Origin of the sequence: Streptacidiphilus neutrinimicus (assembly GCF_000787815.1) — a bacterium.
Classification (GTDB): Bacteria; Actinomycetota; Actinomycetes; order Streptomycetales; family Streptomycetaceae; genus Streptacidiphilus; species Streptacidiphilus neutrinimicus.
Map to the genome: position 1 here is coordinate 38,658 of NZ_BBPO01000046.1, position 26,273 is coordinate 64,930.

Consider the following 26,273-nt stretch of genomic DNA (forward strand, 5'->3'; position numbering starts at 1 on the left):
ATCTCCTCCTCCACACATCCGGAGGCGTGACCTCCAGCTCCACACCCCCGGAGGTTTGACCTCCAGTCACCGGCTTTCCGGGCGGAAGCTCTCCAGGAGCCGTTCGGGTGCGGCCTGCTTCCAGGAGTCCACCAGAATGTCGTACAGCTCGGCGCTGCCTTCCAGGGCGCCGAGCCGCACACGCACCCATGCGGAAGACGCCTCGTGCGGCGGTACCCAGAACTTCCGCGGCTCCGCGGCGATCAGCTCCGCCCGATCGTGTTTCGGACACCGAACGGCGAAGGACGTCTGGTCGTCGGGGACCGTGACGAACATCTTTCCGGCGACCCGGAACGTGGGCATGTTCCACGCCTCCTTTTCCACGGTCTCCGGGAGGGACAAGGCGATACGGCGGACATCATCGGCGTCGACCATGGTCGCCACCCTAGACGCGCGGGGCGGCCGGGCCGGCATCAGCCACCCGCTCGGGCCGAAGTCTCGGATCGGTGGCCGGGTCAGAAGATGCCTGAGCCAGGGGAACGGTCAGCTGGCCGAGAAGGACGTCGGGGCCGCATGCAGACGCCGCGTCCCGCGGCTTCGTGGGCGGTGAACAGGTCGGTCGGGTCGCCGACGGCGCTCGCAGCGACGGGGTTGCTGTTGCCGACGGTGTTCCAGTGGCTGACGGCGCCGCCGGCGCTGACCTGGGTGGTGCCGCACAGCTTCCGGGCGAGCAGCACCTACGTCAGAGGCATCGGGAGGCGGGCGGTGGTCACCCGGCCAGCGCCGCGTGGGAGAACCATGGGTTCCCGCCGAGCACCCAGACAGACACGTTGGTGACCCCGAGGGCCTTCAGGACGACGAGTTTGGCGTCCAGGCCCGCCTGGTCGGTGTAGTCGTAGAGGGTGCCCTTGTCGGTCCAGCGGATCTCGCCCGAGCCTGCGTCCCGGCGTGCGGCCACGGTGGCCGGGGCGTCGCTGTAGCCGGGTTGGTCCCGGGTGTCCGCCAGCGGGACGCTGTCCTTGATATTTCCGGGGTCGCAGGGGTCCGGTGCACTGAAGCCGTAGGAGGCCAGGCCGATCACCAGCTTGTCGGGGTCCTTCACCTTGGACCGGATGTAGGTGACGCCGCCGCGGACCCAGTCGTTCGGCGAGATTGCCCAGCACGTGCTGCCCCTCGGGGTGTTGAACATGCGGCCGTAGTCCATGACGACCAGCTGGTCGGCTCCCGCCCGGACCAGAGCGGCGTAGTCGAACGGCGAGTCCCCGTCGGCGAGCTCCATCGGCCCGTCGAGCTGCAGGCGCAGGCCTGCGGCATGCAGAGAGCCCGCGAGCTCGGAGACGAACGCCTCGTAGCCGTGCTCATCGTCCTGGGACCAGTTCCAGAAGTCCTCGAAGTCGATGTCCACGCCGGTGAAGCCGATGCGTCGGGTGAACCCGACGAGCTTCGCGACGGCGTTCGAGCGGCGCCCCGCGTCGTCGACCAGCGCGGCGACGGTGGCTCGGTCCATGGCCGAGACGGTGACGTACTGGGCTGCCGAGTGTGCTTTGACGTCGGCCGCGTTGGCGGCGCTGAACCCGTTGCAGGGCAGGTCCGCGGCGCTCTGCAGGGCGAGGTCGCCGTCCTTGCCGACCTGCCAGTACTCCGGCTTGAGGACGCCGTTCTCCAGTCGTCCGTCGCGGTATTCGGCGGGTGCCTGGCAGGTGGGTTCCCCCGTTGAGCCCGGGTACACCCAGGCCTGCAGGGCCACGCTCGTCGCCGCCGCCTGACCCGGACTCGCGTCGGCAGCCGGGCCGTGCGGCCGGTCGACGCTGCCGCAGGCGGTCAGCCCCAGGACCAGCGCGCACACGGTGGCCGACGCGGCGCCCTGCGGGAGGCGGGCGCCGCGCGGTCGGATCGAGGACAGGGGAGCCTTCCGGCGCAGGTCGAACATGTGGCGATCTTGCCACGCCGCATTCCACCGCCCCTGAACGAGTCGCGGCCCCGCCTGCTGCCGGGCGGGGCACAGAGCAGCACTACTCCCGGGCGCGGGCGTCCCGGAACGCCGCGATCGCCTGATCCACGTCGGCGTGCAGCGTGAAGATCTGGTCGAGGCCGACGATGGAGAAGACGTGCTGAAGGTCCTCGCTCATGCCGGCCAGGGCGAGGGGCGCGGCCGCGGCCTGGGCGCGCCGTTGGGCGGCGAGCAGGGCGGTGAGGCCGGTGGAGTCGCAGTAGGTGAGGGCGGTGAGGTCGAGAACCACGCCGGCGGTCGTGAACGGTGCTGCTTCGATGGCTTGGCGCAGATTCGCGGCGGTGCTGTACTCGAGTTCACCTTCCACCGTGACCACGGCGGCGCCGGTCGGGTGGGCCTGCGTGGTCACAGCGAGGACGTGGTCGGTCACGGTGCTCCTGGGGATGTCGGACGGTTGGCTGGGGCGGGCCAACGAAGCAGGTGCTGCGCCTCCCCGGGCTTTGACGAGTCTCGGTCGCACAGTCTGCGTGTGCCCCAGGAGGGCGTCCGGCACCGGTGTGACTTCGGTCCGCCCACTGTATCCGGCGCTGCTGTGCCCAGTCCGACACCGTATTCTTCGACGAGCCGGTGTGTGCGGGCGGCCTGGTTCCGCGCCCGCCAGGGAGGGACTGACGACGCATGAGTGGTGCAGCCGGGAGCGGACCGACGGGACCGCACAGCGGCCGTGCCCCGTTTGCGGACACGGCGGACGTGTTCTCGGCCGACGCGGAGATCGGCCGGGACCTGGCCGGGGTGGACTGGGAGGGCACGCCGCTCGGCCCGCCGCAGCACTGGCCGCAGAGTCTGCGGACCGCGGTCAGCATCCTGCTGTCGTCCCGGTTCTCCATGTGGATGGCCTGGGGGCCCGAGCTGACGTTCTTCTGCAACGCCGCCTACCGCCGCCACACGCTGGGTCAGAAGTACCCGTGGGCGCTGGGGCGGCCCGCGAGCGAGGTCTGGGCGGAGGTCTGGAAGGACGTCAGCTCCCGGGTGGAGAACGTCCTGAGCACGGGGGAGGCGACCTGGGACGAAGCGCTTCTCCTGTTCCTGGAGCGGTCGGGCTACCCGGAGGAGACCTATCACACGTTCTCCTACAGTCCGCTGCGCGACGACGCCGGCGCCGTGGTGGGCATGCTCTGCGTGGTCAGCGAGGAGACCGAACGAGTCATCGGGGAACGCCGCATGGCGATCCTGCGGGACCTGGGCTCGGAGCCGGGCGTGCTTCGGACCGAGCCGGAGCAGTTGGCCTTCGCCGGGCGGCAGCTCCAGCGCAACCCGGAGGATCTGCCCTTCACCCTCACCTACCTGTTCGAGGGCGACGACGACCACGGCGACGGTCACGGCGACCACGGTGGCCACGGACACGCCCGCCTGGCGGCGGCGACTGGCGTCCCGGCCGGGCACCCGGTGGCCCCTGCGACGCTGGCGCTCGCCGACGCGGGTGCGTTGTGGCCGGCCGCGACGTCGGCCAGGGGCGAGGAGGCGCTGGTGGCGTTGGACGGACCGCCGTTCACGCGGCTGCCGTCAGGAGTGTGGGCGGCGCCGCCCACACAGGCACTGGTGGTGCCGCTGTTGCGGCAGGGCGGTGCGCCCTACGGGTTCCTGGTGGCTGCGTTGAACCGCTACCGGCCCCTGGACGACGGGTACCGGGGGTTCGTGGAACTGGTGGCCGGACACATCGCCGGCGGGATCGGCGCGGCCCGCGGTTACCACGCGCAGCAGCGGCGGACGGAGGAGCTGGCCGAGCTGGATCGGGCCAAGACCGCGTTCTACACCAACGTCAGCCACGAGTTCCGCACGCCTCTCACCCTGATCATGGGCCCTGTGCAGGAGTTGCTGTCCGCTGAGAGCGATCCACGGGTCCGGCAGGAGCTGGAGGTGGTTCGCCGCAACGGGGCGAGACTGGGGAAGCTGGTCAACTCCCTGCTGGACTTCTCCCGCATCGAGGCCGGACGCATGCAGGCCCACTACGAGCCGGTGGACTTGGCGGCGACCACCGCTGAGCTCGCGAGCGTCTTCCGGTCCGCGACGGAGAAGGCGGGGCTCGCGTTCGAGGTCGACTGCCCGCCCCTCCCGCAACCCGTGTACGTGGACCGGGCGATGTGGGAACGGGTGGTGCTGAACCTGCTGAGCAACGCGCTGAAGTTCACCTTCGACGGCACCATCCGAGTCGCCGCGGGGTCTCGCGGAGGGCAGGCCGAGGTCACGGTCTCCGACACCGGCATCGGCGTGCCGGAGCACGAGATGCCGCGGTTGTTCGAGCGGTTCCACCGCATCGAATCCGCCCGTTCACGTTCCCACGAGGGCAGCGGCATCGGGCTGGCCCTGGTCAAGGAGCTCGTCGGGCTGCATGGCGGCACCATCGCCGCGGAGAGCCGGGAAGGCGAGGGCACCGCGTTCACCGTCCGGCTGCCCTTCGGCTCCGCGCACCTCCCCGCCGACGCAGTCGTGCACCACAGTCGCGAGGCCACCCCGCCCCTCGCCGCGGAGCCCTACGCGGAGGAGGCCTTGCGCTGGCTGGCGGACCCCGTGCGCGAGGACGCGGAAGGCGTCGTGGCCCCACCCGCGCCGGCCCTACCCGCGCCGGCCCCACCCGCGCCGGCCCTACCCGCGCCGGTCCCACCCGTGTCGGCCCCGGTCGTCGTCGCTCCGCCGCCTCGATCGGACCGAAGCGACCAGCCGGCGCCCGCGGGGAACCTGCTGGTCGCGGACGACAACGCGGACATGCGCGGCTACCTCACCCGCCTGCTCCGGGCCGCGGGCTACGCCGTGCGTCAGGTCCCCGACGGACAGACCGCGTTGGACGCGGCCCGGGCCGAGCGTCCCGACCTGGTGGTCAGCGACGTGATGATGCCCCGACTCGACGGCCTCCGTCTCGTGGAAGCGCTGCGGGCGGACCCGCGTACGGAGGGCATCCCCGTCGTCCTGCTGTCGGCGCGCGCCGGACCGGAGGCCTCGATCGAGGGCCTGGAGGCGGGCGCGGACGACTACCTGGTCAAACCGTTCTCCGCCGCCGAGCTCCTGGCGAGGGTCCGCGCGAACGTGCGGTTGGCCAGGCTGCGCACCGCCCACGCCCGGTGGCGAACGGCCCTGGTGGACTCGCTGCAGGAGGCGTTCTTCGTCTGTGACGAGGACGGCGCAGTCGTCGAGATCAACAACGCGTTCACGGACCTGCTCGGCTACGGTCCGGAGGGTCTGCCCTACCGCGACCGTCCGTGGTGGCCCGACGTGGAGACCGACCCGGAGGCGCACCGCGCGACGGCGCAGGCCGCCGCCTTCGCCCGCTCCCAGGAGCGGGGCGCCTGCACGGCTCCGGCAACCCACCGCGACGGGCGCAGGCTGTGGCTGACGGCGACCTTCAGCCAGGTCGGCGACCCCGACAGCGGACGCAGCGTCACGGTCGGCACCCTGCGCGACGTGACGGCCGAGCACTACACCGCGCAGCGCGAGACCGCGGTGGCCGCCATGAGTCTGCGCCTGTCGCGGGCCGACAGCCTGGGCGAGGCCCTCGACGGAGCCCTGGAGGAACTGCGTGCCGTATGGCACGCGGACCGGGTGGTCGCCGCCGTCTTCGGCGCTGCCGGTCCGACCGTGATCGCCACCGACCCGGACGCGGCCTGGGAGCGTCTGAGCGACGAGCAACGGTCGGCCGTCACGGCGTTGAGGGACGGACCACCGCTCACTCCCTCCGACGGGAGCGGCGGTGCCGGCGTGCGCCTGGAGCACCCTCACGGCCCGATGGTGCTCTGGCTCGATCTGGCCGGCCGTCGGCCCTTCACCGACCAGGACCACCTCCTGCTCTCCCTCCTGGCCGGCCATCTCGTCCAGGGGCTGGCCCGTGCGCACCAGATCGACGAGCAGCGGGAGACGGCCCTCGCCCTGCAGCGCGCGATCCTCGGCCCTTCCCGGCTGCCGGGCGGATTCGCGGTGCGTTACGAGCCCGCCGCCCGGCCGCTGGAGGTCGGCGGCGACTGGTACGACACGATCCCCTTGCCCGACGGGCGGATCGGCATCGTCGTGGGGGACTGCGTCGGGCGCGGCCTGAGCGCCGCCACCGTCATGGGACAGCTCCGCAGCGCGTGCCGCGCTCTGCTGCTCCAGGACCCTCGCCCCGAGCAGGCGCTCGCGGCGCTGGACCACTTCGCCGCGGGCGTGCCCGGTGCGCTGTGCACCACGGTCTTCTGCGGGGTCCTGGACCCCGGCACCGGACAGTTGGTCTACTCCAGCGCGGGTCATCCGCCCGGCATCCTGGTCCACCCCGACGGGACCGTCCGCCTGCTGGAGGAGGGCCGCGCCACACCGCTCGCGGTCCGCGTCGGCGCCGTCCGGCCCTCGGCCGAGCACACGGTACCGGGCCGGGCGACCCTGCTGCTGTACACCGACGGGCTCGTCGAACGCCGTCGTCGCCGCCTGACCGACGGCATCGTCCAGGCGGGTGAGGCCGTCCGGGACGGCTGGGACGCCGACCTGGAGGGCGTGGCCGACCAGGTGATGGCCCGGCTCGCCCCGGCCGAGGGGTACGACGACGACGTGGCGCTGCTGCTCTACCGCCATCCCACCTCGCTGGACCTGGCCTTCCCGGCCGAGGCCGGGCAGCTTGCCCGGGTCCGTGGGGCCTTGCGCGACTGGCTGAGCCGGTGCGACCTGCCGCCCCGCCTGGTGCAGAGCGTGCTCGTGGCCGCGGGCGAGGCGTGCGCGAACGCCATCGAACACGGCCACCGCGACCTCCCCGGGCAGACCGTCCGCCTGCACGCCGAAGCCGTGAGCGACCGCGTGCGGGTGACTGTCGCCGACACCGGTCGCTGGAAGCCGCCCGGGTCCCACGCGAACGCCGATCGCGGGCGCGGACTGACCCTGATGCGCGCGATGATGCAGGACGTCACCATCGCGCCAGGACCTACTGGCACCACCGTCGAGATGCACGCCAGGATCGCCCGATGACCACGCCCCTGACCCTCACCGCCGACACCCGTGGCGACGGCAGCCCCGTCCTGGCCGCTACGGGTGAGATCGACATGAGCAACAGCGCCGAGCTGGCGGCCGCGCTCGGCGCGGTCATCGGACAGGACAGTCGCCCGGTGCTCGTCGACCTCAGGGGCGTCGGCTACCTCGACAGCGCGGGACTGACCGTCCTGCTCACCCACGCCTCCGACATCGAGGTCCTCGCCACCCCGTTGCTCGCTCCGGTGCTGACCATCTGCGGACTCACCGACCTGACCAGCGTGCACGGGCTGGACGCCGAGGACGCGGGCGACTCTTGAACGAACCGGGGAACGGACAGTTGCCGTTTGACAATAGTAGCCGTGAGGCAACAATCTTGTCCCGGGTGCTGGAGCGGCTGCTGGGAGGTGGGTGCGCGATGTCACGCACAGCGCGAGCCTGCTCGCCCGGAAGTTCTCACGCGGTACGCGCGTCGCCGTTCGTCTCGCCGTGCAGCTCGTCGTACGCGGCGTCGCGAAAGGCCTCCAGGCCGCGTACGAGTGCCTGGCGTTTGCCGGAGGGCATGCGGGCCAGGACGCTCTGCAGCTCCTGCACGCGACGGGTCCGCAGCTCGCCGAGCACGGCGTGGCCGGACTTGCTGAGGTGCAGCCGCACCTCCCGTCGGCTGGCGGGGCTCGGGGTGCGTTCGATCATGCCCATCGCCTCGAGTCGGTCGCACAGGCGGCTGACGGACGGAGGGGTGGAATCCATCGTCCCTGCCAGCGTCCGCAGGTTGATTCCGTCGTTGTGTTCGAGAATGAACATGGCACGCAACTGCGACGAGGACACCGGCCCGGCCAGAGCCCGCCCCCACAGAACTTCGAGCAGTTCGACGGCATCCGAAGCGATGCGCGCTGCATCGGTGCGCGGCTGCTGCTCGAGCTCGGAGGGATCCACAGTGACACTTTGGCAGGCTTGGCCGGGGATGTCAGCCTGCACCCGCACTGCGGACGGGTCCTCTCGCGGCCTCGAGGAGAACAGGCGGACGGCATCATCGTGAACAGGTTCCACGCGGTAGAGCGCGCGCTGCGCCGGGCTGCCCCCCACCAGTTGCTGGATGTGCTCCGCGAAGAGCTGGCCGGAAGGTACGCCGCCTCCTCCGTCGCTCTGTACATGGCCGACTACGGGATGAGCGTCCTGCAGCCGGTGTCCGTGCTCCCGCACACCGACGAGCCGATCTCCGTGCACAACACCGCGCCCGGCCGGGCCTTCGGCTCCCAGGAGCCGTTCGTCGAGGAGAAGGCGGAAGGACCGAGGGTGCACCTGCCGGTGACGGTGCGCGGCGACCGCCTCGGCGTGTTGACCCTGTCCTTCGCGGGAGAGGGCCTCGTGCCGGAGACGGTCGAGGAGCTTCAGGAGATCGCCGAGGTGCTGGGCCACGAGGTGCTCGTCGCGGAACGCGACACGGACCTCTACCTGCAGGCCAGGCGCAAGAGCCGGCTGACCTTGGCGGCGGAGATGCAGTGGCAGCTGCTGCCCGGCCGCTCGTGCGCGCGGCGGGAGTACGAGATCGGCGCGGGGCTGGAGCCCGCGTACGCGATCTACGGGGACAACTTCGACTGGTCGGCCACCGCCGACCGGCTGATGCTGTACGTCACCAACGGCATGGGCGAGGGAATCGAGGCCTCGCTGCTGACCAACCTGGGCATCAACGCGCTGCGCAACGCCCGCCGCGCCGGGATCTCCATCGAGGACCAGGCCGCGCTGGCAGACCAGGCGATCTTCGCTCAGCACCGGGGCAGCCTGTACCTCTCGGTGCTGCTGCTCGACTTCGACCTGGCCAGCGGGCGGGTGAAGGTGGTGGATGCGGGATCGCCGCGGATGCTCCGCATGCGGGCGAAGGGCGCGGTGGAGATGGTCGACCTGGACGCGCAGCTGCCGCTGGGCATGTTCGAGGAGACCGACTACATCCCGCAGGAGTTCCACGTCGAGCGGGGGGATCGGCTGCTCTTCGTCAGCGACGGGGTGTACGAGGTCGCGTCTCCCCTGGGGGAGCGGTACGGGGAGAAGGCCCTGGCGCAGGCGATGCTGGCCACGCGCCTGCTGCCGGCCGCGGAGGTGCCGCGGGCGGTGCTGCGGGAGCTGACCGTGTACCGGGGCCGGCCGATGCCGGACGACGACGCCCTGGTGGTCTGTCTGGACTGGTACGGCCGGTGACGGACGTCATAACGTTCGTGAATCCTGAGACGTACCACACCCGCTCCGGGCTGTCGGGCCTGTCCCGCTCCGAGTAAAATTGCCGAACGACAACAGATGCTCGATGGCATCGAAACGGCATCGAGTGTCCGGTCATCCGTAGGCGAAAGGTCAGTGCGCGTGTCCGAGCAGCAGATCGGCGACGAGTGGTCGTCGGCGGGCCAGGTGGGGCAGGCACTACGTCACCGCCGTGAACAGATCGCCCAGCGCTGGGCCGACACCCCGCTGTTCCGTACGGTCTTCACCGTCTCGAGGGACGAGGCGGTGGAGGCCTGCAAGGCCGTGCTCGACGCGCTGGCGGAGGTGGCGGAGGCCGGGCGCGTGGAGGACGTGGACGCTCCCGGGTTCTTCGTGGTGCGCGAGCAGTTGGCGCGGATGTCCGCCTCCCGGGCCCGTACGGGCCTGAGCCCGGCGCAGATCGCCGGGGAGGTCGCCGCGCTCCGCTCGTCCGCCGTCGAGCACCTGACGGCGGAGTTCGAGCAGGAACCGGCGGCCGTGGTCCACGGCGCGCTGCTGGCGCTGACGATGCTGATGGGCACGCTGCGGCTGGTCGTGATGGAGACCGCGCTCAGCGACGGCGCCGAGTTGATCAACCGTCAGCGACAGCAGCTGCTGGAGGTCGCGACGCCGGTGATCAAGCTGTGGGACGGGGTCGTCGCCGTGCCGCTGATCGGCACCCTGGACAGCGCCCGGAGCCAGGTGGTGATGGAGAGCCTGCTGGAGGCGATCGTCGCGCAGCAGGCCCAGTACGCGATCCTGGACATCACCGGGGTGCCCACCGTGGACTCGCTGGTGGCGCAGCACCTGATGAAGACCGTCGCCGCCGCGCGCCTGATGGGTGCGGAGTGCGTGGTCTCCGGGGTCCGTCCCGCGATCGCCCAGACCATCGTGCAACTCGGCCTCGATCTGGGCGGGGTGGTCACCCGCGCGACGCTCGCCGACGCCCTCGCCTTCGCGCTGCGCGGGCTGGGGGTGGGATTCGGGCCGACTTCGCATCAAGGGGTGGTCGCCCGATGACGGAGCAGCCCGGGTGGCTGCCCCAGGCGCACGTCCCGGTCCTGCGGCTGGACGACGTGCTGCTGGTGGCCATCCAGGGCGACCTGCGGGACGAGAACGCGGAGCGGCTCCAGTACGACGTCCTCCAGCACATCGCGGACAGCCCGGCGACGGGGGTGGTCATCGACATCTCCTCCGTCGAGGTGGTCGACTCCTTCCTCGGCCGGGTGCTCGCGGAGATCGCCGCCGGGGCCGAGCTGCTCGCCGCGCGGACGGTCGTGGCCGGCATGCGCCCCACCGTCGCGATCACCCTGGTGGAACTGGGACTGACCCTCACCGGGCTGCGCACGGCACTGGACGTCCAGAGCGCACTGCGCATGCTCCGCGAACACCCCGCACCGGCCGCGCGCGAACACGGTGAGCGAGGCGCGTATGACTACGACCGGTCCTGACACGCACCGTGGATCGCCAACCTGCCTGCCGATCCGCTCCGACATGGATCTGATGTGGATCCGCCAGGAGGTCAGGCGACTGGCCACCGAGGTGCAGTTCTCACTGGTGCAGCAGACCAAGCTGGTCACCGCGGCCAGTGAGCTCGCCCGCAACACCCTGGTGCACGGGGGCGGCGGCCACATGGAGGCCACCGTGCTGCACGACGGCGTCCACACCGCGGTGCGTCTGGTCTTCGCCGACTGCGGGCCCGGGATCGCGGACGTCGACCAGGCCATGTCCGACGGCTACACGTCCGGCGGAGGCCTGGGCCTGGGCCTGGGGGGAGCGCGCCGGCTGGTTCACGAGTTCCGCCTGGAGAGCCAACCCGGACGTGGGACGACCATCACGGTCCTCATGTGGCACGGCGGCGTGCCGCCCACCCGGCAGGCCCTCTGATGCCGGAGCTGTGGGAGATCCCGGTGCAGGACACCACCCGCGTTCACGACGCGCGGGTGGCCGCCGAGACCGCGGCCCAGCAGGCCGGGCTCGGGCCCGACCGCGTGGCCGCCGCTGCCCTGGTGGCCACGGAACTGGCCACCAACCTCCTCAAGCACGCGGGCGGCGGGCGGATCCTCATCGACGAGGTCGCCTGCGGACCGGCCGGGCAGCCGCACCACGACGAGCCGGTGGTGCAGATCGTCGCCGTCGACCACGGTCCGGGCATGCCGGATGTGGCGCGGGCACTGCGCGACGGATACTCCACGACCGCTTCCCTCGGGGCCGGCCTGGGCACCTGCCGCCGCCTCGCGGACGCCTTCCACGTGCACAGCACACTCGGCCGGGGCACGGTGGCCGTGGCCCGGCTGACGGTCAAGGGCGATCGTCGCCCCCCGGCGGCGTCCGTCGACGCGCCGGTGCGCGTCGGGGGGATCCGCGTGGCCCTCGGTGCGGCGCGGAGCTCCGGCGACGCCTGGACCAGCGTCGTCCGTCAGGACCGGTTCGTGGTGCTGCTGGCCGACGGCCTGGGCCACGGTCCGGCCGCGGCAGCTGCCGCCCACAGTGCCGTCACGTCCCTGCGCAGCCGGCCCGAACATGATCCGGTGGGAATCCTGGACCGCCTCGACGCCGAGCTGCGCGGCACGCGCGGCGCGGCCGTGGCCGTGGCCAGCATCGATCTCCGCACCGAGACGCTGCTCTTCGCCGGGATCGGCAACATCGGCGCGCGTATCGGCCACACCGACAGCTGGGAGCACCTCATCAGCCACCCGGGCATCGCCGGAGCACATCGCCCCGCGCGGGTGCCGCTGCGCCAGGCCGGCTGGCGCCCCGGCAGCGTCCTGGTCCTGCACAGTGACGGGCTGCCCAGCCGGTGGGAGCCGCCGCACGATCCGGTCCTGCACCACCACGACCCCGCGGTGCTCGCGTCCGTGATCCTGAGGGACGCCAGCAGCGCCGCCCTTCCCGCGCGTGACGACACCACCGTGACGGTCGTGACCGACTTCCGCGGAGGCGGGGCATGAGGCCGGCCGCGCACGCGACGTGGCCCGTCGTGTCGTCGCAGGACCTGGCACCCGTGCGAGCCGCGCTCTCGCACGCGCTTGCGGCAGCCGGCACTCCCACCCCGGAGCGCCTGCGGCTGCTCACCGAGATGACCGCCCACCTGGGCGGCGCCCTCGATCAGACCGCCGTCCACCAGGTGAGCGTGCACCCCGGGCCGAGTGGCAGCGGCACGACCAGGAGCGAACAGCGGCTGACCGTCCGCTGCGCCGCACCGTCGGCGGACCGGCTCGCATGGGAGCGCACGGTCCCCTGCCGCGACCCGCAGGCGGGGCTGCTCGCGGCCGCCACGGGCACCGCCGCCGGCGACCTCGACGCGGCGCTCGTCGGCGCGGAGCGGGACGTCGCGGAGCTCCTCGCCCACCTCGACGAACAGTCGGAGCTGATCCGATCGCACCGCGAGGAACTGCACCACACCAACCAGGGCGTCCTCGCCCTCCACGCCGAACTCGACACGGCCGCCAGGGAACAGCGTCGCCTGTTGAGCGCGGAGCGCGCCGCCCGGGCTCAGGCCGAGGAAGCGCGGCGCCGTCTGGTCTTCCTGACCGACACCAGCGCCGCACTCGCGGCCTCGCTCAGCCACGACGCCATCATCACCTCACTGCAGGACCTGCTGGTCCCCGCGTACGCCCGCGCTGCCGAGGTGTGGCTGCCCGACGACGGAGAACTCCTCGGCGGGCGGCGCAACCGGGCCGCGGTCACCGGGCCTGACGCGGTGACGGGTCGGGAACCGGCCCCGCTGAGGCTGCCGCTGACGGCCCGACGCACCACCATCGGTGTGCTGAGCCTGGTCCCCGTGGGCGAGGCCTTCGCCGCGGACGACATCACCATGCTCCGCGAGCTGGCCCACCGCACAGCCGTCGCACTCGACAACGCCCTGCGCTACGAGCGCCACCGCGACACCGCCGAGACCCTGCAACGCGCCTTGCTGACCGATCTCCCGGACACCCGGGCCGTTCGTCTCGCGGCCCGCTACCTCCCCGCCACCCGCGGTCTCAACATCGGCGGCGACTGGTACGACGCCTTCACCCTGCCCGACGGCAGCGTCACCCTCGTGGTCGGCGACGTCACCGGCCACGGGCTGCGCGCCGCGGTGATGATGGGGCAACTGCGCACCGCGCTGCGCGCTTACGCCGTCGCCGGGGACGGCCCGGGCACCTTGCTCGCGAAGCTCCACGCGTTCATTCACCACCTCGACCAGGAGCTCTACGCCACCGCTGTCGTCGCGCGGATCCAGCCGGGCGAGCCGACCGTCACCTGGGCCGCCGCCGGGCACCCCCCACCGCTCCTGCTCGGCCCGGGCGACCACGTCCGCCTGCTGGAGGAGAAGTCCGGGCCCATGCTCGGCCTGCCCCTTCAGCGCCCGTTCGAGGAGTACACGGCGCCGTTCCCACCCGGCTCCACGTTCCTGCTCTACACCGACGGCCTGGTCGAACGGCGCGCCGAGGGAATCGACCTCGGCATCGACCGCCTCGGCCGCGCCCTGGCGGCCCTCGACGTCTCCGGGCTGTCCGACGGCCTCGAGGACGCCGCCGACCTGCTGCTCACCCCGATGCTGGCCGACCACGAGGGCGAGGACGACGTCTGCCTGCTGCTCTGCCACGCGCCCCAGCTCCCGTAGCTCGGACGCTCCGGCCTCCGCTGCCCCTACTGACTTCGATCCGGTTCGGCGGCGTCGCTCACGCGTCGGCGTCGCTCACGCGTCGGCCTCGCTCACGCGTCGGCGTCGCTCATGCGTCGGCCTCGCTCATGCGTCGGCCTCGGCTTTGCCCGGCCCGCCGTCGCCAGGGTGGCCGACGTCGTTGGCGTGCAGCGCCCGCAGGCCGCCCACCAGGGCTTCCCGATCTCCCGGCGCCATACGCGCCAGCGAGGCGGCCAGATCATGATGACGTCGCGCGGTGACCGCCCGGACCACGCGACGCCCCTCCGGGGTGACACCCAGGACCACTTCCCGGCGATTGCCGGGGTGAGTACGCCGCTCGAGCAGACCGGCCGTCTCCAGCCTCCCGCACAGCCTGCTGCACGCGGGCGCGCCCACGCGCAGCGTTTCGGCGAGCCCCGTCACGTTCACTCCCGGCTCCCGATGGACCGCCTCCAGGGCGCGGAACTGGTAGCCGGACAGTTGCGGCGCGACCTTGCCCAGAGCCGAACTCCACAGGGTCACGAGCCTCGCCACGGCCTGCGACACCTCATCGGCGGCCGCCGCGTCGGGGCCCTCCAATGACAGAGGATGAAGCCAGTTCTCGTCCGTTTGCACACTCGTCGCGATAGCCGTCACCAGGAACTCTCGCGAGCGCATACCCCGGCGCACGGCGCGCAACCGCGGATCTGCCGACGGCTCGACCAGGGGGCCGGTGAGCGCACGGAGCGCCGCACGGTTGCGCCCGTGGTGGTGAGGGCAGGCGTGAAGAGGCATGCCGTCATGAGATGACCATCAGTGCGGGGAGGCCGGGGTGCAGATCTGGCGGGAGAGTGCGGACACGAGCCGTCGACCGGGGCGGGCGTGGCCGTTGGGGGCGACGTTCGACGGGGCGGGCACCAACTTCGCGGTGTTCTCCGGAGCGGCCGAGAAGGTGGAACTGTGCCTGTTCGACGAGGACGGCAGCGAGGAGCGGGTCCTGCTGAAGGAGGTGGACGGGTTCGTTCACCACATCCATCTGCCCGACGTCAGCCCGGGGCAGCGGTACGGATTCCGCGTGCACGGTCCGCACCGTCCCGGGCAGGGGGTGCGCTGCAACCCCGCCAAGCTGCTCCTGGATCCTTACGCGAAGGCGATCGAGGGCGGCGTCGACTGGCACGAGGCCCTGTACGGCTACCAGTTCGCCAACCGCGGCCGGCGCAACGACCTCGACTCCGCCGCGTACGCGGCCCGTTCGGTCGTCGTCAATCCGTACTTCGACTGGGGCAACGATCACCCCCCGCAGACCCCGTACAACGAGTCAGTGATCTACGAGGCCCATGTGAAGGGGATGACGCGCACCCATCCGGCCGTCCCCGAGGCACTGCGCGGCACGTACGCCGGCCTGGCCCACCCGGCGATCGTCGACTACCTCACCAAGCTCGGGATCACGGCCGTCGAACTGATGCCCGTCCATCAGTTCTTCCCAGACCACGTCCTGGTGGAGAAGGGCCTGTCGAACTACTGGGGCTACAACACCATCGGGTTCTTCGCGCCGCACAACGCCTACGCGGCCTCCGGGCAACGGGGCGAGCAGGTGCAGGAGTTCAAGGCGATGGTGAAGGCGCTGCACGAGGCCGGGATAGAAGTCATCCTCGACGTGGTGTACAACCACACCGCCGAGGGCAACCAGCTCGGCCCCACGCTGTCGTTCAGGGGGCTCGACAACGCCGCCTACTACCGGCTGGCCCCCGACAATCCCCGCTACTACTGGGACACCACAGGCACCGGCAACAGCCTGCGGATGGACCATCCGCACACCCTTCAGCTGATCATGGACTCGCTGCGCTACTGGGTGACCGAGATGCACGTCGACGGGTTCCGCTTCGACCTGGCCGCCACTCTGGCCCGCCAGTTCCACGAGGTCGACCGGCTCTCCTCCTTCTTCGACCTGGTGCAGCAGGACCCGGTCGTCTCGCAGGTCAAGCTGATCGCCGAGCCCTGGGATCTCGGCGACGGGGGCTACCAGGTGGGCAACTTCCCACCGCTTTGGACCGAGTGGAACGGCAGGTACCGCGACTGCGTCCGCGACTTCTGGCGCGGCGAGGGCGGCACACTGGGCGAGTTCGCCTCCCGGCTCACCGGCTCCGCCGACCTCTACCAGGACGACGGCCGACGGCCGCACGCGTCGGTCAACTTCGTCACGGCGCACGACGGCTTCACCCTGAGGGACCTGGTCTCCTACAACGACAAACACAACGAGGCCAACGGCGAGAACAACCGGGACGGCGAGAACCACAACCGCTCCTGGAACTGCGGCGCCGAGGGGCCCAGCCACGACCGCAAGGTCCTGGAGCTCCGGGCACGACAGCAGCGCAACATGCTCGCCACGCTGATGCTCTCCCAGGGCGTGCCGATGCTGCTCCACGGCGACGAACTCGGCCGCACCCAGCGCGGCAACAACAACGCCTACTGTCAGGACAACGAGCTCACCTGGATCGACTGGCCGTCGATAGCCGAGAACGGAAGCGAACTCCTCGACTACACCAGCAGGCTGATCCGGCTCCGCCGCGAGCATCCGGTCTTCCGCCGCCGTCGCTTCTTCAAGGGAAGGGCTCCGCGGGGCAGCCGTGACGGACTCAAGGACATCGCCTGGTACACGCCGGGCGGGAAGGAGATGTCCGACACCGACTGGCGGACCGGCTTCGCGAAGTCACTGATGGTCCATCTCAACGGCAAGGCCATCACCGAACCCGACCTGCGCGGCCTGCCGGTCGTCGACGACTCGTTCCTGATGCTGTTCAACGCGCACTGGGAGCCGCTGCGCTTCACGGTCCCCAAGGACGTCGACCCGTGGTGGGCCGTCGAGGTCGACACGGCCATTCCGTACACCGAGTTCCGGCCGTTGATCAAGGCCGGCGCGTCGGTCGAGGTGGAGGGACGTGCCCTGCTGGTGCTGCGCGGCGCCGAGGCGTGACCCCGCCGGGGCCGGGTCAGGTCAGGTCAGACGGGGGAGCTTGACCACCGTGACGAAGAACTCGTCGATCTGGCGTACGGCCTGCATGAACTCGTCCAGGCCCACGGGCTTGGTGACGTAGGCGTTCGCGTGGAGCTTGTAGCTGCGCAGCACGTCCTCCTCGGCTGCCGAGGTCGTCAGCACCACGATGGGGATATGGGCGAGTTCGGGGTCGGACTTGATGGTCTGCAGGACCTCGCGGCCGTCGTACTTGGGCAGGTTGAGGTCGAGCAGGATCAGGTCGGGGCGGACCGCGTCGGTGTGGGCGCCGCGGCGGTACAGGAAGTCGAGGGCCTCCTCGCCGTCGCGCACGACGTGGAGGTTGTTGCGGATCTTGTTGTCCTCGAAGGCCTCGCGGGTCATCAGTTCGTCGCCCGGGTCGTCCTCGACGAGGAGGACGTCGATGGGCGTGGCGGCGGTCGGCTGAGTCACGAGGGGCTTCCTTCGCGTTCGGGTGCGGGCAGGGCGGTCGACGGCGGCAGCGGATCCGACGGCTGGGTCGGGAGCGTGAAGCAGATGCGGGTGCCGCCGGTGTGTGCGGTGTCGACCCAGATGCGGCCGCCGTGGTACTCGACGATCTTCTTGCACAGAGCCAGCCCGATGCCGGTGCCCTGGTAGGCGTCGCGGCCGTGCAGGCGCTGGAAGATGACGAAGACCTTCTCGGCGAACTGCGAGGGGATGCCGATGCCGTTGTCGGTGACGCTGATCAGCACGACGTCGCGTTCCTCGGGATGCGGCGCGGCTTCGACGACGATCGAAGGAGCCTGGTCGGGCTGACGGAACTTGATGGCGTTGCCGAAGAGGTTCTGCCAGAGCATGCCCACGAGGGTCGGGTCGCCGGTGACGGTGGGCAGGTGGGCGGGCAGGTCGATGCGGGCGTGGCTGTCGTCCACGGCCGCCTGCAGGTCGCCCAGGGCCTTCCGGGCGCTGGCTCCGAGGTCGACCGGAATGCGGGCGTCGTTGACCCGTCCCACCCGGGAGAAGCCGAGCAGGTCGTTGATGAGGATCTGCATGCGCTTGGCGCCGTCGACGGCGAAGTCGATGTACTGGCGGGCGCGGTCGTCGAGGTGGTCGCCGTACCGTCGCTCGAGGAGCTGGCAGAAGGAGGCGACCTTGCGCAGCGGCTCCTGCAGGTCGTGGGAGGCGACGTAGGCGAACTGCTCCAGCTCGCTGTTCGAGCGCTGCAGTTCGACAGCCTGGTCGGTCAGGGCGTCGTGCTTGCGCGCCGCCTCGTCGAGCGCGTCGGCCAGACGCCCGCGCATCGCGTCGACGTCCTTGCCCAGCGCGCGGATGTCCGACGGGCCGCTGAGAGGCAGCGGCTCGTCGAAGTGGCCTGCGACGACGGTGTGGACGGCCGCGCGGAGGACGCGCAGCGGCCGCAGCACGGTCACGTGCAGCAGGACCGTGAGCGCGACGGCGCTCAGCAGGAAGACGGTGAGCATCGCCGCAAAGGCCCAGTCGCGGGTCCGCCGGGCCTGGACAAGCGTCGCCGTGGCGGAGGCGCGCTCGGCGTCGAGCTGGTGCTGCGCGCCGACGAACAGGGTGCGCATCCGGTCGAAAGCCGCCTTGCTGGACGCCAGTTGTGCGTCGCCGACGTGGCGTCCGCCGTGTGTCTGGTCGATGAACGGCTGGGCGTAGCCGGCCTTCCACGCTGCCGCGGCGTGCTCGATGGCGGCCGTGTCGGCCAGCGCTCGGGGATGGCCGGTGAGCGATCGGCTCAGCGAGGAGAGGGCTTGCCGCTCGATCGGCTCGCCCTGTTCGTAGGGCTGGAGGAACTCCGGGTTGCCGGTGAGGATGTAGCCGCGCACGCCGGTCTCCTCGTCGACGAGCGCGGCTTCCAGCCCGGCCAGCTGAGCGGCCGCCGGATCGAGGTGGCCGACCAGGTTGTCGGACGCCGTCGTGGTGCGGTCCAGCAGGACCGCGCCGACCACCGCGAAGACGACCACCAGCACGACCATCGACGACACGATGGCAAGGAACCAGCTCCGCACACTCCAGTTTCGGGGCGTCCCCGTGAGCACTCCGGGTGCTGTCGCGGAAGGGGCGGCGGGCCCGGTCATACGTCTGCCTTTCGCTGCAGGTACAGCACGGCCACGTCGTCCCCTGATCCCAGGACGCCCGCTCGGCCCTCCGGATGGGCGGCCTGCTCGGCCCGGCTCAGATCGATGAGCGTGTCGACGAACTCCTGAGCCGGCAGGCCGCCGAGCGTGTCGGCGAGGTGGGTCAGCCGCTGCTCGCCGAGCCTCTCGCCGCCGGTCAGGCGCGTCTCGTACAGGCCGTCGGTGAACATCACCAGCGCTTCCTCCGGCCGGTGGTCCACCGGGCGCTGCGGCCAGTCCCCGACGCCGGGAACCAGGCCCAGAGCCGGCCCGTGCTCGGGTTCCACCAGGCGCACCCTCCGCTCGGACCGCAGCAGCACCCCGGGATGCCCGGCGCGGGTGATCGTCAGCCCGCCCCCGCGGGGGAAGGTGGCCATCACCAGGGTCGCGAACGCCTCGGGCGTCCGCCGCTCTGCCAGCAGCAGCTGCTCCAGCTTCCGCAACAGGTCGGCTCCGCGATGGCCGGCCATGACGAGCGTGCGCCAGCCCACCCGCAGGCCCGCGCCCAGTGCCGCCTCGTCCGGGCCGTGGCCGGACACGTCGCCCACGACCGCGTGCACGTCCCCGTCCGCCGTCTCGATCACGTCGTAGAAGTCGCCGCCGAGCAGGGCGCCGGCCCGGCTCGGGCGGTAGCCGCACGCCACCTCGATGTCCGCGTCGCGCAGGAGCGGGGTGGGCAGCAGCCCGCGTTCCAGTCGCGCGTTCTCCTGGGCGCGCCAACGGGCGGCCGCGAGTGCCGCGGCGGCCTGCCCCGCCTGCTTGCGCTGCACCGCATAGCGCACGGTCCGCGCGAACCACTCGCCCTCGACCTTGCCCTTGACCAGGTAGTCCTGGGCGCCCGCCTGGACCGCCGCGAGACCCGCCGCGCGGTCGTCGAGCCCGGTCATCACCACCACCGCGGTGACCCCGACCTCGCGCAGGAATTCGGCGAGCGCACCGATGCCCGCCAGGTCCGGCAGGTGCAGGTCCAGGACGAGGCAGTCGGCCGCGCCTTCGGCCACCGCCCGGCGCGCGTCCGCCGCGGAGCGCACCCACGTCAGCGAGGCGTCCAGATCGCCGTCGGCCAGCAACTCCTCCACCAACAGGGCATCGGCCGGATCGTCCTCCGCCAGGACGATCCTCAGCCGAGTCGCCTGCGCCTGCCCCGCCACGCGGCGCTGCACCACTGTCACCGGACTCCACATCCGCGCGTCCTGCGCGTCGTCGACGCAGGGACCATCAGGGAAACCACCACGCGCACTCGGCGCCTCAGTCGGCGGCGAGTTGCTCGCGCAGCTTGCCCAGCGCGGCCGCGAGGAGTCGCGAGACCTGCATCTGTGACACGCCGACCCGTCGGCGCCGCTCGAACAGCACGCGGCTCAGGTCCTTCGCGGTCGCCGTGTCGACGGGCGAGGCGCGGGTGACGTCCGGCAGTTCGCGGCCGGCGGTCACCAGCGCGGGGACGCCGTCGCTCGCGCCCGCGCCGCAGCCGTCCTCACGGACCGCCAGGGTGCGCGCGGCGGCGGGTGCGGTTTCGGTGCGGGGCATCAGGGCTCCTTCGGCGCGTAGGACCCCGCCGCTGGTGCGGCGGGGTCCGGCTTCATCAGGCGTCCTTCGCCGTGTACCCCGATTCACCGAGATGATGTGCCGTCCCTCCGCGCGGGCTCGACGCGGCCTGTGCCGATGGCGGCCCCTTCAGGGGCGGCGGCCGGGGACAGGTGTGGCAACGATAGCCTCTGCCGAAAGCCGACCACCGATGCGCTGGAGCGTGCAAGCATGTCCGAACCGGAGAACACGCCGGCCGCCCCTCCCGAGGCGGATCGGCTGACCGTCGCGGTTCGCACGGCGGAGGAGGCGGGGTACGTCCTGCTGGCAGGCGAGCTCGATCCCGACACCGCGCCCGAAGTCGCGCTCGCCACGGGTTCGCTCATGGACGCGGGGGTGACCAGAATCGTCCTCGACTGCTCACGGCTGGGCTTTTGCGACTCCTCCGGGCTCAACGTCCTCTTGAGGGCCCGGCAGCAGGTCAGCGACGTCGGCGGACGGCTGGTCCTGGCCGCGCCGACGCGGCAGCTGCTGCGTCTGCTCGAACTGACCGGTGCCCTTTCCGTGTTCGAGACCCAGCCGGACGTCGCCTGCGCCCTGGCGGAAGCATGAGCGGCGCAAGCGTCGAGTCCGAGGCGCTGATCCGGACTCCGTCCCGGCAGGTCCGACGGCTCGGCCTGCACGGCGTCGTCGGGGCCGTGGGTCGCGCCCGTGACTTCACGGGCGGCGTGCTGCGCGAATGGGTCTGGACGGATCCGGAGGGCATCGACCCCAAGGGGCGGGAACGGGCAGAGGACATCCTGCTGGTCGTCTCCGAACTGGTCGCGAACGCGATGGCTCACGGTGCCGGTGTTCAGGAGATCGCGGTCACGGTCGACGAGCGAGTTCTCACGGTGGCCGTGACGGATGGCGAAGCTGCTGTGCCCGCGCCCCTTCCGCCGGGTGACCCGGCCCGACCCGGCGGCTACGGACTGCATGTGGTGGAGCTCCTGAGCCGGCAGTGGGGAACGACGTGCCACGCATCGGGCAAGACCGTGTGGGCGGTGTTCGACTGCTGACGCGGCGCCACGGGAGCGGCCGCCCGAACGGCGGCCCCTCCCGGCTGCTGCTCAGTTTCCCGACCGTTGCTCAGTCCGGCGTCTCATGAGAGTCCGGCGTCTCATGGGTCTCATGGGGGAGACTCGATGTCGCCTGCCGCTCGCTCAAGCCGCTGACGAGACTCGACGGATCCGGCCCGTCGGGAGTGCCGGGCGGGGCCGGAAGGTCCGGAGTCAGCAGGACCTTCTGCGTCTTCGACGGACGCGGCGCTTGTGGCTCCGGCGGCTTGGGCGAAATCGGCACTGCCGCTTGATCGATCATCGGGTCCCCTGTCCACGGATTCGGTGCCGGCCCGCCGGGCCGGCTCGGTCTGCGCCTACCCCTCAACTCTTGATCGACACGTTGCCGATCACCGCCACGGCAGCAGCAGGGTGAGACCGGGAAGCAGCAGCAGGGTGCTCAAGCCCAGGAACGCCCGCCGGTCGTACCAGATGACGGCGACGAACTCCCGCGTGGTGGCGGTGAGCCAGTACACGGGCGCGGTTCGCGCTCCCACGACGCTGCCCCGCAGGCCGAGCCGCTCCATGACCATCGCCGCGCGCAGCACATGGAAGTCGCTCGTCACGACCACACATCGCGGACCTGTCCCGACGCGCTTCATCAGCACGGCGCTGTAGGTGAGGTTCTCGTCGGTGTTGCGGGAGTGGTTCTCGCGGCGCACGCGTGTCCCCGGCACGCCGCGGGCCAGGACGTAGCGGGACATCGCCTCAGCCTCTGAACGCTCCTCGTCCGGGCCCTGCCCACCGGAGACGATGAAGTCCGGGTCTGCGCCCCGGGCCACGAGGGCCCGATAGACGGCGACGGCGCGGTCCAGCCGACCGGCGAGCAGCGGTGTGACCTCGCCTTCGTCCAGCCCCGCTCCCAACACCACGACGTGGTCGGTGGGGTGACGCGACCAGAGGCGCCCGCGCGCCTTCGACACCACGAGGAAGCACACGAAGAGCGAGGTGAGATAGGCGGTCGGCACGCCCAGGGCGAGCGTCGTCCCGGCGAGTGCTCTGCCGCCTCGCACGGCGATGAGCACGGCCAGCCCGACGACCGTCGCGAGGACGAGCCCTCCCGCGAATGTCGCCGCCTGCGGCCGGGCCAGGCCCTCTCTCCGCAGGACCAGCAGGCCGTCCGCGGCCAGCAGCACCGCGAGAGCGGCGACGGCTGCGCTGAACCCCGCGGCCAGTGTCCAGGCCACGACCCTGGCCGGGCCGGGCGGCGCGACCAGATCCGGTACGAGGACCAGGCCCGTCGACGTCATGCACAGCGCCACCAGGGTGCAACGCCACAGGGGCCGACGGGTCGAACAGGCCCCGAGGAGGAAGACCAGCGCGAGTGACGCTTCGACGGTGCGCATCATAAGCCTTCTGTTGCCGCGATCATGCACGGCAAACGGGCTGTTCGAGGCAGGTGGAAGCGCCGGCCCCCCGGCGGTCTCTCGCCGGGGGGCCGGTGTGTCCGGTGTGACCGGTCCGGCGGCGGGGGCCTGCCGGCCGGGGCTTGTGGGCCGGTGGGGAGACGGAACGGGGCGCGTCAGCCCATGGGGAACTTGACCTGGCCGGAGACGATGGGGTTCAGGTAGTTCGGGCCGGTGATCTTCAGGCGGTTCATCGCCAAGCCGGTGAGGCCCTCGAAGATGGCGCGGCGGGCGTTCATCGTGGTGGAGTAGCCGGCGTCCAGGTGCGGCGCGACCTCGACCACGTCCATGCCGATGACCTTGGTCTCGTGGCAGATCCGGCGGAAGGCCGGGAACAGCTCGCGGTTGGTCAGGCCGCCGGGCTCGGGGGTGCCGGTGCCGGGGGCGAACGCCGGGTCGAGCACGTCGATGTCCAGGGACAGGTAGACGAACTCCGCGTTCTCCTGCACCTCGGCGATCGCCTTGTCGAGGACGGCGTGGAAGCCGATCTGTTCGATCTCCGCCATGAAGTGCGACTTCATGCCCTGGCGGCGCATCCAGTTGAACAGCTGGTTGTCGGGGCCGGTGACGGTGCGCAGCCCGACCTGGACCACGTTGCCCGCCGGGATCTTCTCGTCCTCGATGATCCGCCGGATCGGGGTGCTGTGGGTCACCCGATGGCCGAGCATGGTGTCGTGGCAGTCCGGGTGGGCGTCGAAGTGGATGACGCCGATCTTCTCCGGGCCGTAGACGTCGGCCAGCGCGCCCACGCTCGGCCAGAGCAGCGAGTGGTCGCCGCCGAGCAGCACCGGCACGGCCCCCACCTCGGCGATCTCGCGGACCAGTTCCCGGATCGGGCCGATCGAGTTCGCGGTGCTGAAGGGGTCCACGGCCGCGTCGCCGTAGTCGACGACCTTCAGTACGTCGAACGGGTTGATCCGGGTGCTGGCGTTGATCATCGCCTCGGGCGTGTTGAAGACGTAGCGCTCGTCGGACCGGATCATGCGGGGGCCGTAGGAGGCGCCACGGTGGCCGACCGAGGCGTCCAGCGGGATGCCCAGCACGGCCACGTCGACGTTCCCGGCCCGCAGGTCCTCCTGGTTGAGGCAGTACGGGACACCCATGAACGTGGCGATGCCCGAGTAGGCCGGGTGCGCGTAGTACCGGCGGAGGTCGATCGGCCCCGGCTCCCGGCCGGGAGCCGCCGACCGGTCGATCTCCAGGCGATGCTCGGGCGTCTGAGGCTTGTCGTTCAACACATCTCCCCGATGGATCTCGCGTCGCATTCCACATGCGATTCGTGCAGCCGGTTCACGGACTGGTTCGCATACCTTGCTGGTGTGCCAGCCTAGGCAGCGCGAGAAATCCGCCGAACCCCGGACGGCCTCCTGATCGACCCCTTCGACCCCTGTTCGGAGCTGGGTTCACCCCTATTCGCGGCGACCGGCGATGCGCTCGCCGCACGACGAATCACCCGACGTCACCTAGGGGTTGGCTAGGGGTTGGCGGCCTGCGGGGGTCGCCCTAGCGTGACGCCGGATATTGACTCGATCACAAGCGGCCCCACCGCAGGTCGGCAGCCGGAACGCCGTAATGAGGTCACGTTAAATGGCGAATGAAGAGACACTCCGCGGCTATCTCAAGCGGGTGACGGCCGATCTGCACCAAACCCGGCTGCGGCTGCGCGAGGTGGAGGCCAAGGACCAGGAACCCATCGCCATCGTCGCGATGAGTTGCCGGTTCCCGGGCGGGGCCTCCTCGCCCGAGGAGCTGTGGCAGCTGGTGGCCGCCGGCGAGGACGCGATGTCCGAGTTCCCGGCCGACCGCGGCTGGGACGTGGAGAACCTCTACCATCCGGACCCGGACCACCCCGGCACCTCGTACACCCGCGAGGGCGGCTTCCTGCACGACCTCGCGCACTTCGACCCGACCGTCTTCGGCATCTCGCCGCGCGAAGCTCTGGCGATGGACCCGCAGCAGCGGCTGCTGCTGGAGACGTCCTGGGAGGCGTTCGAGCGGGCCGGCATCGATCCGCTGTCGGTGCACGGCAGCCGGGTCGGCGTCTTCGCGGGGACCAGCGGTCAGGACTACCTGGCCGTGCTGATGAACTCCACGGACGACGTCGAGGGCTACCTCGGCACCGGCAACGCGGCCAGCGTCGTCTCCGGCCGGATCGCCTACAGCCTGGGCCTTGAGGGCCCGGCGGTGACGGTCGACACCGCCTGCTCGTCCTCACTCGTGGCGCTCCACCTCGCGGTTCAGGCGCTGCGCAACGGCGAGTGCTCGCTGGCCCTGGCCGGGGGTGTCACGGTGATGAACACCCCGGGCACCTTCATCGACTTCAGCCGTCAGCGCGGGCTGGCGGCCAACGGCCGCTGCAAGTCCTTCGCTGACGCCGCCGACGGCACCGGCTGGGCCGAGGGCGCGGGCATGCTCCTGGTGGAGCGGCTCTCGGACGCGCGGCGCAACGGTCACCCGGTGCTGGCGATCGTGCGCGGCAGCGCGGTCAACCAGGACGGCGCGAGCAACGGTCTGACCGCGCCGAACGGCCCCTCGCAGCAGCGGGTCATCCTTCAGGCCCTGGCCAGCGCCCGGCTGACGCCCGACGAGGTCGACGCCGTCGAGGCGCACGGCACGGGCACCCGGCTCGGCGACCCGATCGAGGCGCAGGCGCTGCTGGCGACTTACGGTCAGGACCGTGAACGCCCGCTGTGGCTGGGCTCGTTGAAGTCCAACATCGGGCACACCCAGGCTGCCGCGGGCGTCGGCGGTGTGATCAAGGCGGTGATGGCGATCCGCCACGGCGTGCTGCCGAAGACGCTGCACGTGGACGAGCCGACCCGGAACGTGGACTGGTCGGCGGGCTCGGTGGAGCTGCTGACCGAGGCGCGGGACTGGCCGGAGACCGGGCGGCCGCGGCGCGTCGGCATCTCCTCGTTCGGCATGAGCGGCACCAACGCGCACACCATCATCGAGCAGCCGCCCGTCGTCGAGGACGCGGAGACCGCTACCGAGCCGGTGATCCCGGCGCCCGCCGTGCTGCCCTGGCCGCTGGCCGGGCGCAGCGAGGACGCGCTGCGCGCCCAGGCGTCCCGGCTGAGGGATCGGCTGGAGGGCGAGCCCGGGCTCGAACCGCTCGACGTGGGCCACTCGTTGGCGACCGGTCGTGCCGCGCTGGAGCGCCGGGCCGTGCTGGTGGCCGCTGACCGCGAGGAGTTCCTGCACGGGCTCGCTGCCCTGGCGGCGGGGGAGCCGGACGCGAGTGTCGTCCGCGGCTCGGTGGTGGAGGGCCGGACGGCGTTCCTGTTCACCGGCCAGGGCAGTCAGCGTGCCGGGATGGGCCGGGAGTTGTATGAGGCGTTCCCGGTGTTCGCGGCGGCGTTCGACGCGGTGTGCGCGGAGGT

23 protein-coding genes are annotated in these 26,273 nt (G+C 71.5%); 12 read left to right on the plus strand and 11 right to left on the minus strand.

Going from position 1 to position 26,273, the window contains the following annotated elements:
• Positions 1 to 66: 66 nt before the first annotated feature.
• The 3 genes from TR48_RS25870 to TR48_RS25885 all read right to left on the minus strand — a co-directional run bounded on the left by TR48_RS25870 (position 67) and on the right by TR48_RS25885 (position 2,360).
• Positions 67 to 414: an MmcQ/YjbR family DNA-binding protein gene (locus tag TR48_RS25870; RefSeq protein ID WP_042371520.1), complete on the minus strand. Its 348-nt coding sequence runs from the start codon at positions 412 to 414 to the stop codon at positions 67 to 69.
• Positions 415 to 748: 334 nt separating this feature from the next.
• Positions 749 to 1,909 (minus strand): glycosyl hydrolase family 18 protein, encoded by a 1,161-nt coding sequence (locus TR48_RS25880; RefSeq protein ID WP_052443024.1) that lies wholly within the window; start codon positions 1,907 to 1,909, stop codon positions 749 to 751.
• A gap of 82 nt (positions 1,910 to 1,991) precedes the next feature.
• Positions 1,992 to 2,360 (minus strand): STAS domain-containing protein, encoded by a 369-nt coding sequence (locus TR48_RS25885; RefSeq protein ID WP_042371523.1) that lies wholly within the window; start codon positions 2,358 to 2,360, stop codon positions 1,992 to 1,994.
• A gap of 320 nt (positions 2,361 to 2,680) precedes the next feature.
• Between TR48_RS25885 and TR48_RS25890 the strand changes: the two genes are divergently transcribed.
• Positions 2,681 to 6,910 (plus strand): SpoIIE family protein phosphatase, encoded by a 4,230-nt coding sequence (locus TR48_RS25890; RefSeq protein WP_042371525.1) that lies wholly within the window; start codon positions 2,681 to 2,683, stop codon positions 6,908 to 6,910.
• On the plus strand, positions 6,907 to 7,230 hold the full coding sequence (locus TR48_RS25895) for an STAS domain-containing protein (protein ID WP_042371527.1): 324 nt from the start codon (positions 6,907 to 6,909) through the stop codon (positions 7,228 to 7,230). The genes TR48_RS25890 and TR48_RS25895 overlap by 4 nt, the downstream gene beginning before the upstream one ends.
• A 136-nt stretch (positions 7,231 to 7,366) precedes the next feature.
• On the opposite strand, the gene TR48_RS25900 is transcribed toward TR48_RS25895, so the two are convergent.
• Positions 7,367 to 7,846, minus strand: a complete 480-nt coding sequence (locus TR48_RS25900) for a MarR family winged helix-turn-helix transcriptional regulator (RefSeq protein WP_236652331.1) — start codon at positions 7,844 to 7,846, stop codon at positions 7,367 to 7,369.
• A 99-nt stretch (positions 7,847 to 7,945) separates the two neighbouring features.
• Here TR48_RS25900 and TR48_RS25905 point away from each other — a divergent pair, with 99 nt between their 5' ends.
• The 6 genes from TR48_RS25905 to TR48_RS25930 all read left to right on the plus strand — a co-directional run bounded on the left by TR48_RS25905 (position 7,946) and on the right by TR48_RS25930 (position 13,751).
• Complete coding sequence (locus TR48_RS25905) at positions 7,946 to 9,106, plus strand: PP2C family protein-serine/threonine phosphatase (RefSeq protein WP_042371528.1); 1,161 nt, start codon at positions 7,946 to 7,948, stop codon at positions 9,104 to 9,106.
• Between the two features lie 159 nt (positions 9,107 to 9,265).
• Positions 9,266 to 10,162 (plus strand): STAS domain-containing protein, encoded by an 897-nt coding sequence (locus TR48_RS25910; protein ID WP_042371530.1) that lies wholly within the window; start codon positions 9,266 to 9,268, stop codon positions 10,160 to 10,162.
• Positions 10,159 to 10,593, plus strand: a complete 435-nt coding sequence (locus TR48_RS25915; protein WP_042371532.1) for an STAS domain-containing protein — start codon at positions 10,159 to 10,161, stop codon at positions 10,591 to 10,593. The genes TR48_RS25910 and TR48_RS25915 overlap by 4 nt, the downstream gene beginning before the upstream one ends.
• A gap of 43 nt (positions 10,594 to 10,636) precedes the next feature.
• Positions 10,637 to 11,029 carry an anti-sigma regulatory factor gene (locus TR48_RS25920; protein ID WP_236652333.1) on the plus strand — a complete coding sequence of 131 codons (393 nt, stop codon included), beginning with the start codon at positions 10,637 to 10,639 and terminating at the stop codon, positions 11,027 to 11,029.
• The gene (locus TR48_RS25925; RefSeq protein ID WP_042371581.1) at positions 11,029 to 12,093 is read left to right on the plus strand and encodes an ATP-binding SpoIIE family protein phosphatase; all 1,065 of its coding nucleotides are present in this window, start codon (positions 11,029 to 11,031) and stop codon (positions 12,091 to 12,093) included. The genes TR48_RS25920 and TR48_RS25925 overlap by 1 nt, the downstream gene beginning before the upstream one ends.
• 53 nt (positions 12,094 to 12,146) lie before the next feature.
• A complete protein-coding gene (locus TR48_RS25930; protein WP_236652334.1) occupies positions 12,147 to 13,751 on the plus strand; it encodes a PP2C family protein-serine/threonine phosphatase in 1,605 nt (534 codons plus the stop codon).
• Between the two features lie 126 nt (positions 13,752 to 13,877).
• On the opposite strand, the gene TR48_RS25935 is transcribed toward TR48_RS25930, so the two are convergent.
• The gene (locus tag TR48_RS25935; protein WP_236652335.1) at positions 13,878 to 14,546 is read right to left on the minus strand and encodes a MarR family winged helix-turn-helix transcriptional regulator; all 669 of its coding nucleotides are present in this window, start codon (positions 14,544 to 14,546) and stop codon (positions 13,878 to 13,880) included.
• A 37-nt stretch (positions 14,547 to 14,583) separates the two neighbouring features.
• On the opposite strand from TR48_RS25935, the gene glgX reads away from it, so the two are divergent.
• Positions 14,584 to 16,725: a glycogen debranching protein GlgX gene (gene glgX, locus TR48_RS25940; RefSeq protein ID WP_042371536.1), complete on the plus strand. Its 2,142-nt coding sequence runs from the start codon at positions 14,584 to 14,586 to the stop codon at positions 16,723 to 16,725.
• 21 nt (positions 16,726 to 16,746) lie between these two features.
• Here glgX and TR48_RS25945 read toward each other — a convergent pair whose 3' ends face one another.
• The 4 genes from TR48_RS25945 to TR48_RS45785 form a co-directional block, all read right to left on the minus strand.
• Positions 16,747 to 17,196: a response regulator gene (locus TR48_RS25945; protein WP_042371538.1), complete on the minus strand. Its 450-nt coding sequence runs from the start codon at positions 17,194 to 17,196 to the stop codon at positions 16,747 to 16,749.
• The gene (locus tag TR48_RS25950) at positions 17,193 to 18,722 is read right to left on the minus strand and encodes a sensor histidine kinase (RefSeq protein WP_236652340.1); all 1,530 of its coding nucleotides are present in this window, start codon (positions 18,720 to 18,722) and stop codon (positions 17,193 to 17,195) included. Before TR48_RS25950 ends, TR48_RS25945 begins: the two co-directional genes overlap by 4 nt.
• A gap of 98 nt (positions 18,723 to 18,820) precedes the next feature.
• Positions 18,821 to 20,035: a PP2C family protein-serine/threonine phosphatase gene (locus TR48_RS25955; RefSeq protein ID WP_161789909.1), complete on the minus strand. Its 1,215-nt coding sequence runs from the start codon at positions 20,033 to 20,035 to the stop codon at positions 18,821 to 18,823.
• Between the two features lie 76 nt (positions 20,036 to 20,111).
• On the minus strand, positions 20,112 to 20,390 hold the full coding sequence (locus tag TR48_RS45785; protein ID WP_042371543.1) for a hypothetical protein: 279 nt from the start codon (positions 20,388 to 20,390) through the stop codon (positions 20,112 to 20,114).
• Positions 20,391 to 20,618: 228 nt separating this feature from the next.
• On the opposite strand from TR48_RS45785, the gene TR48_RS25965 reads away from it, so the two are divergent.
• Complete coding sequence (locus TR48_RS25965; RefSeq protein WP_052443027.1) at positions 20,619 to 20,999, plus strand: STAS domain-containing protein; 381 nt, start codon at positions 20,619 to 20,621, stop codon at positions 20,997 to 20,999.
• Between the two features lie 86 nt (positions 21,000 to 21,085).
• Positions 21,086 to 21,445, plus strand: coding sequence for an ATP-binding protein (locus TR48_RS25970; RefSeq protein WP_161789910.1), 360 nt, complete (start codon positions 21,086 to 21,088; stop codon positions 21,443 to 21,445).
• A gap of 389 nt (positions 21,446 to 21,834) precedes the next feature.
• Here TR48_RS25970 and TR48_RS25975 read toward each other — a convergent pair whose 3' ends face one another.
• Both TR48_RS25975 and TR48_RS25980 read right to left on the minus strand, forming a co-directional pair.
• Positions 21,835 to 22,830, minus strand: coding sequence for a YdcF family protein (locus TR48_RS25975; protein WP_042371595.1), 996 nt, complete (start codon positions 22,828 to 22,830; stop codon positions 21,835 to 21,837).
• Positions 22,831 to 23,006: 176 nt separating this feature from the next.
• Complete coding sequence (locus TR48_RS25980) at positions 23,007 to 24,125, minus strand: agmatinase family protein (protein ID WP_236652336.1); 1,119 nt, start codon at positions 24,123 to 24,125, stop codon at positions 23,007 to 23,009.
• Between the two features lie 352 nt (positions 24,126 to 24,477).
• On the opposite strand from TR48_RS25980, the gene TR48_RS25985 reads away from it, so the two are divergent.
• Positions 24,478 to 26,273 (plus strand): type I polyketide synthase (locus tag TR48_RS25985; RefSeq protein WP_042371547.1); only part of this gene is annotated, 1,796 nt, incomplete at its 3' end.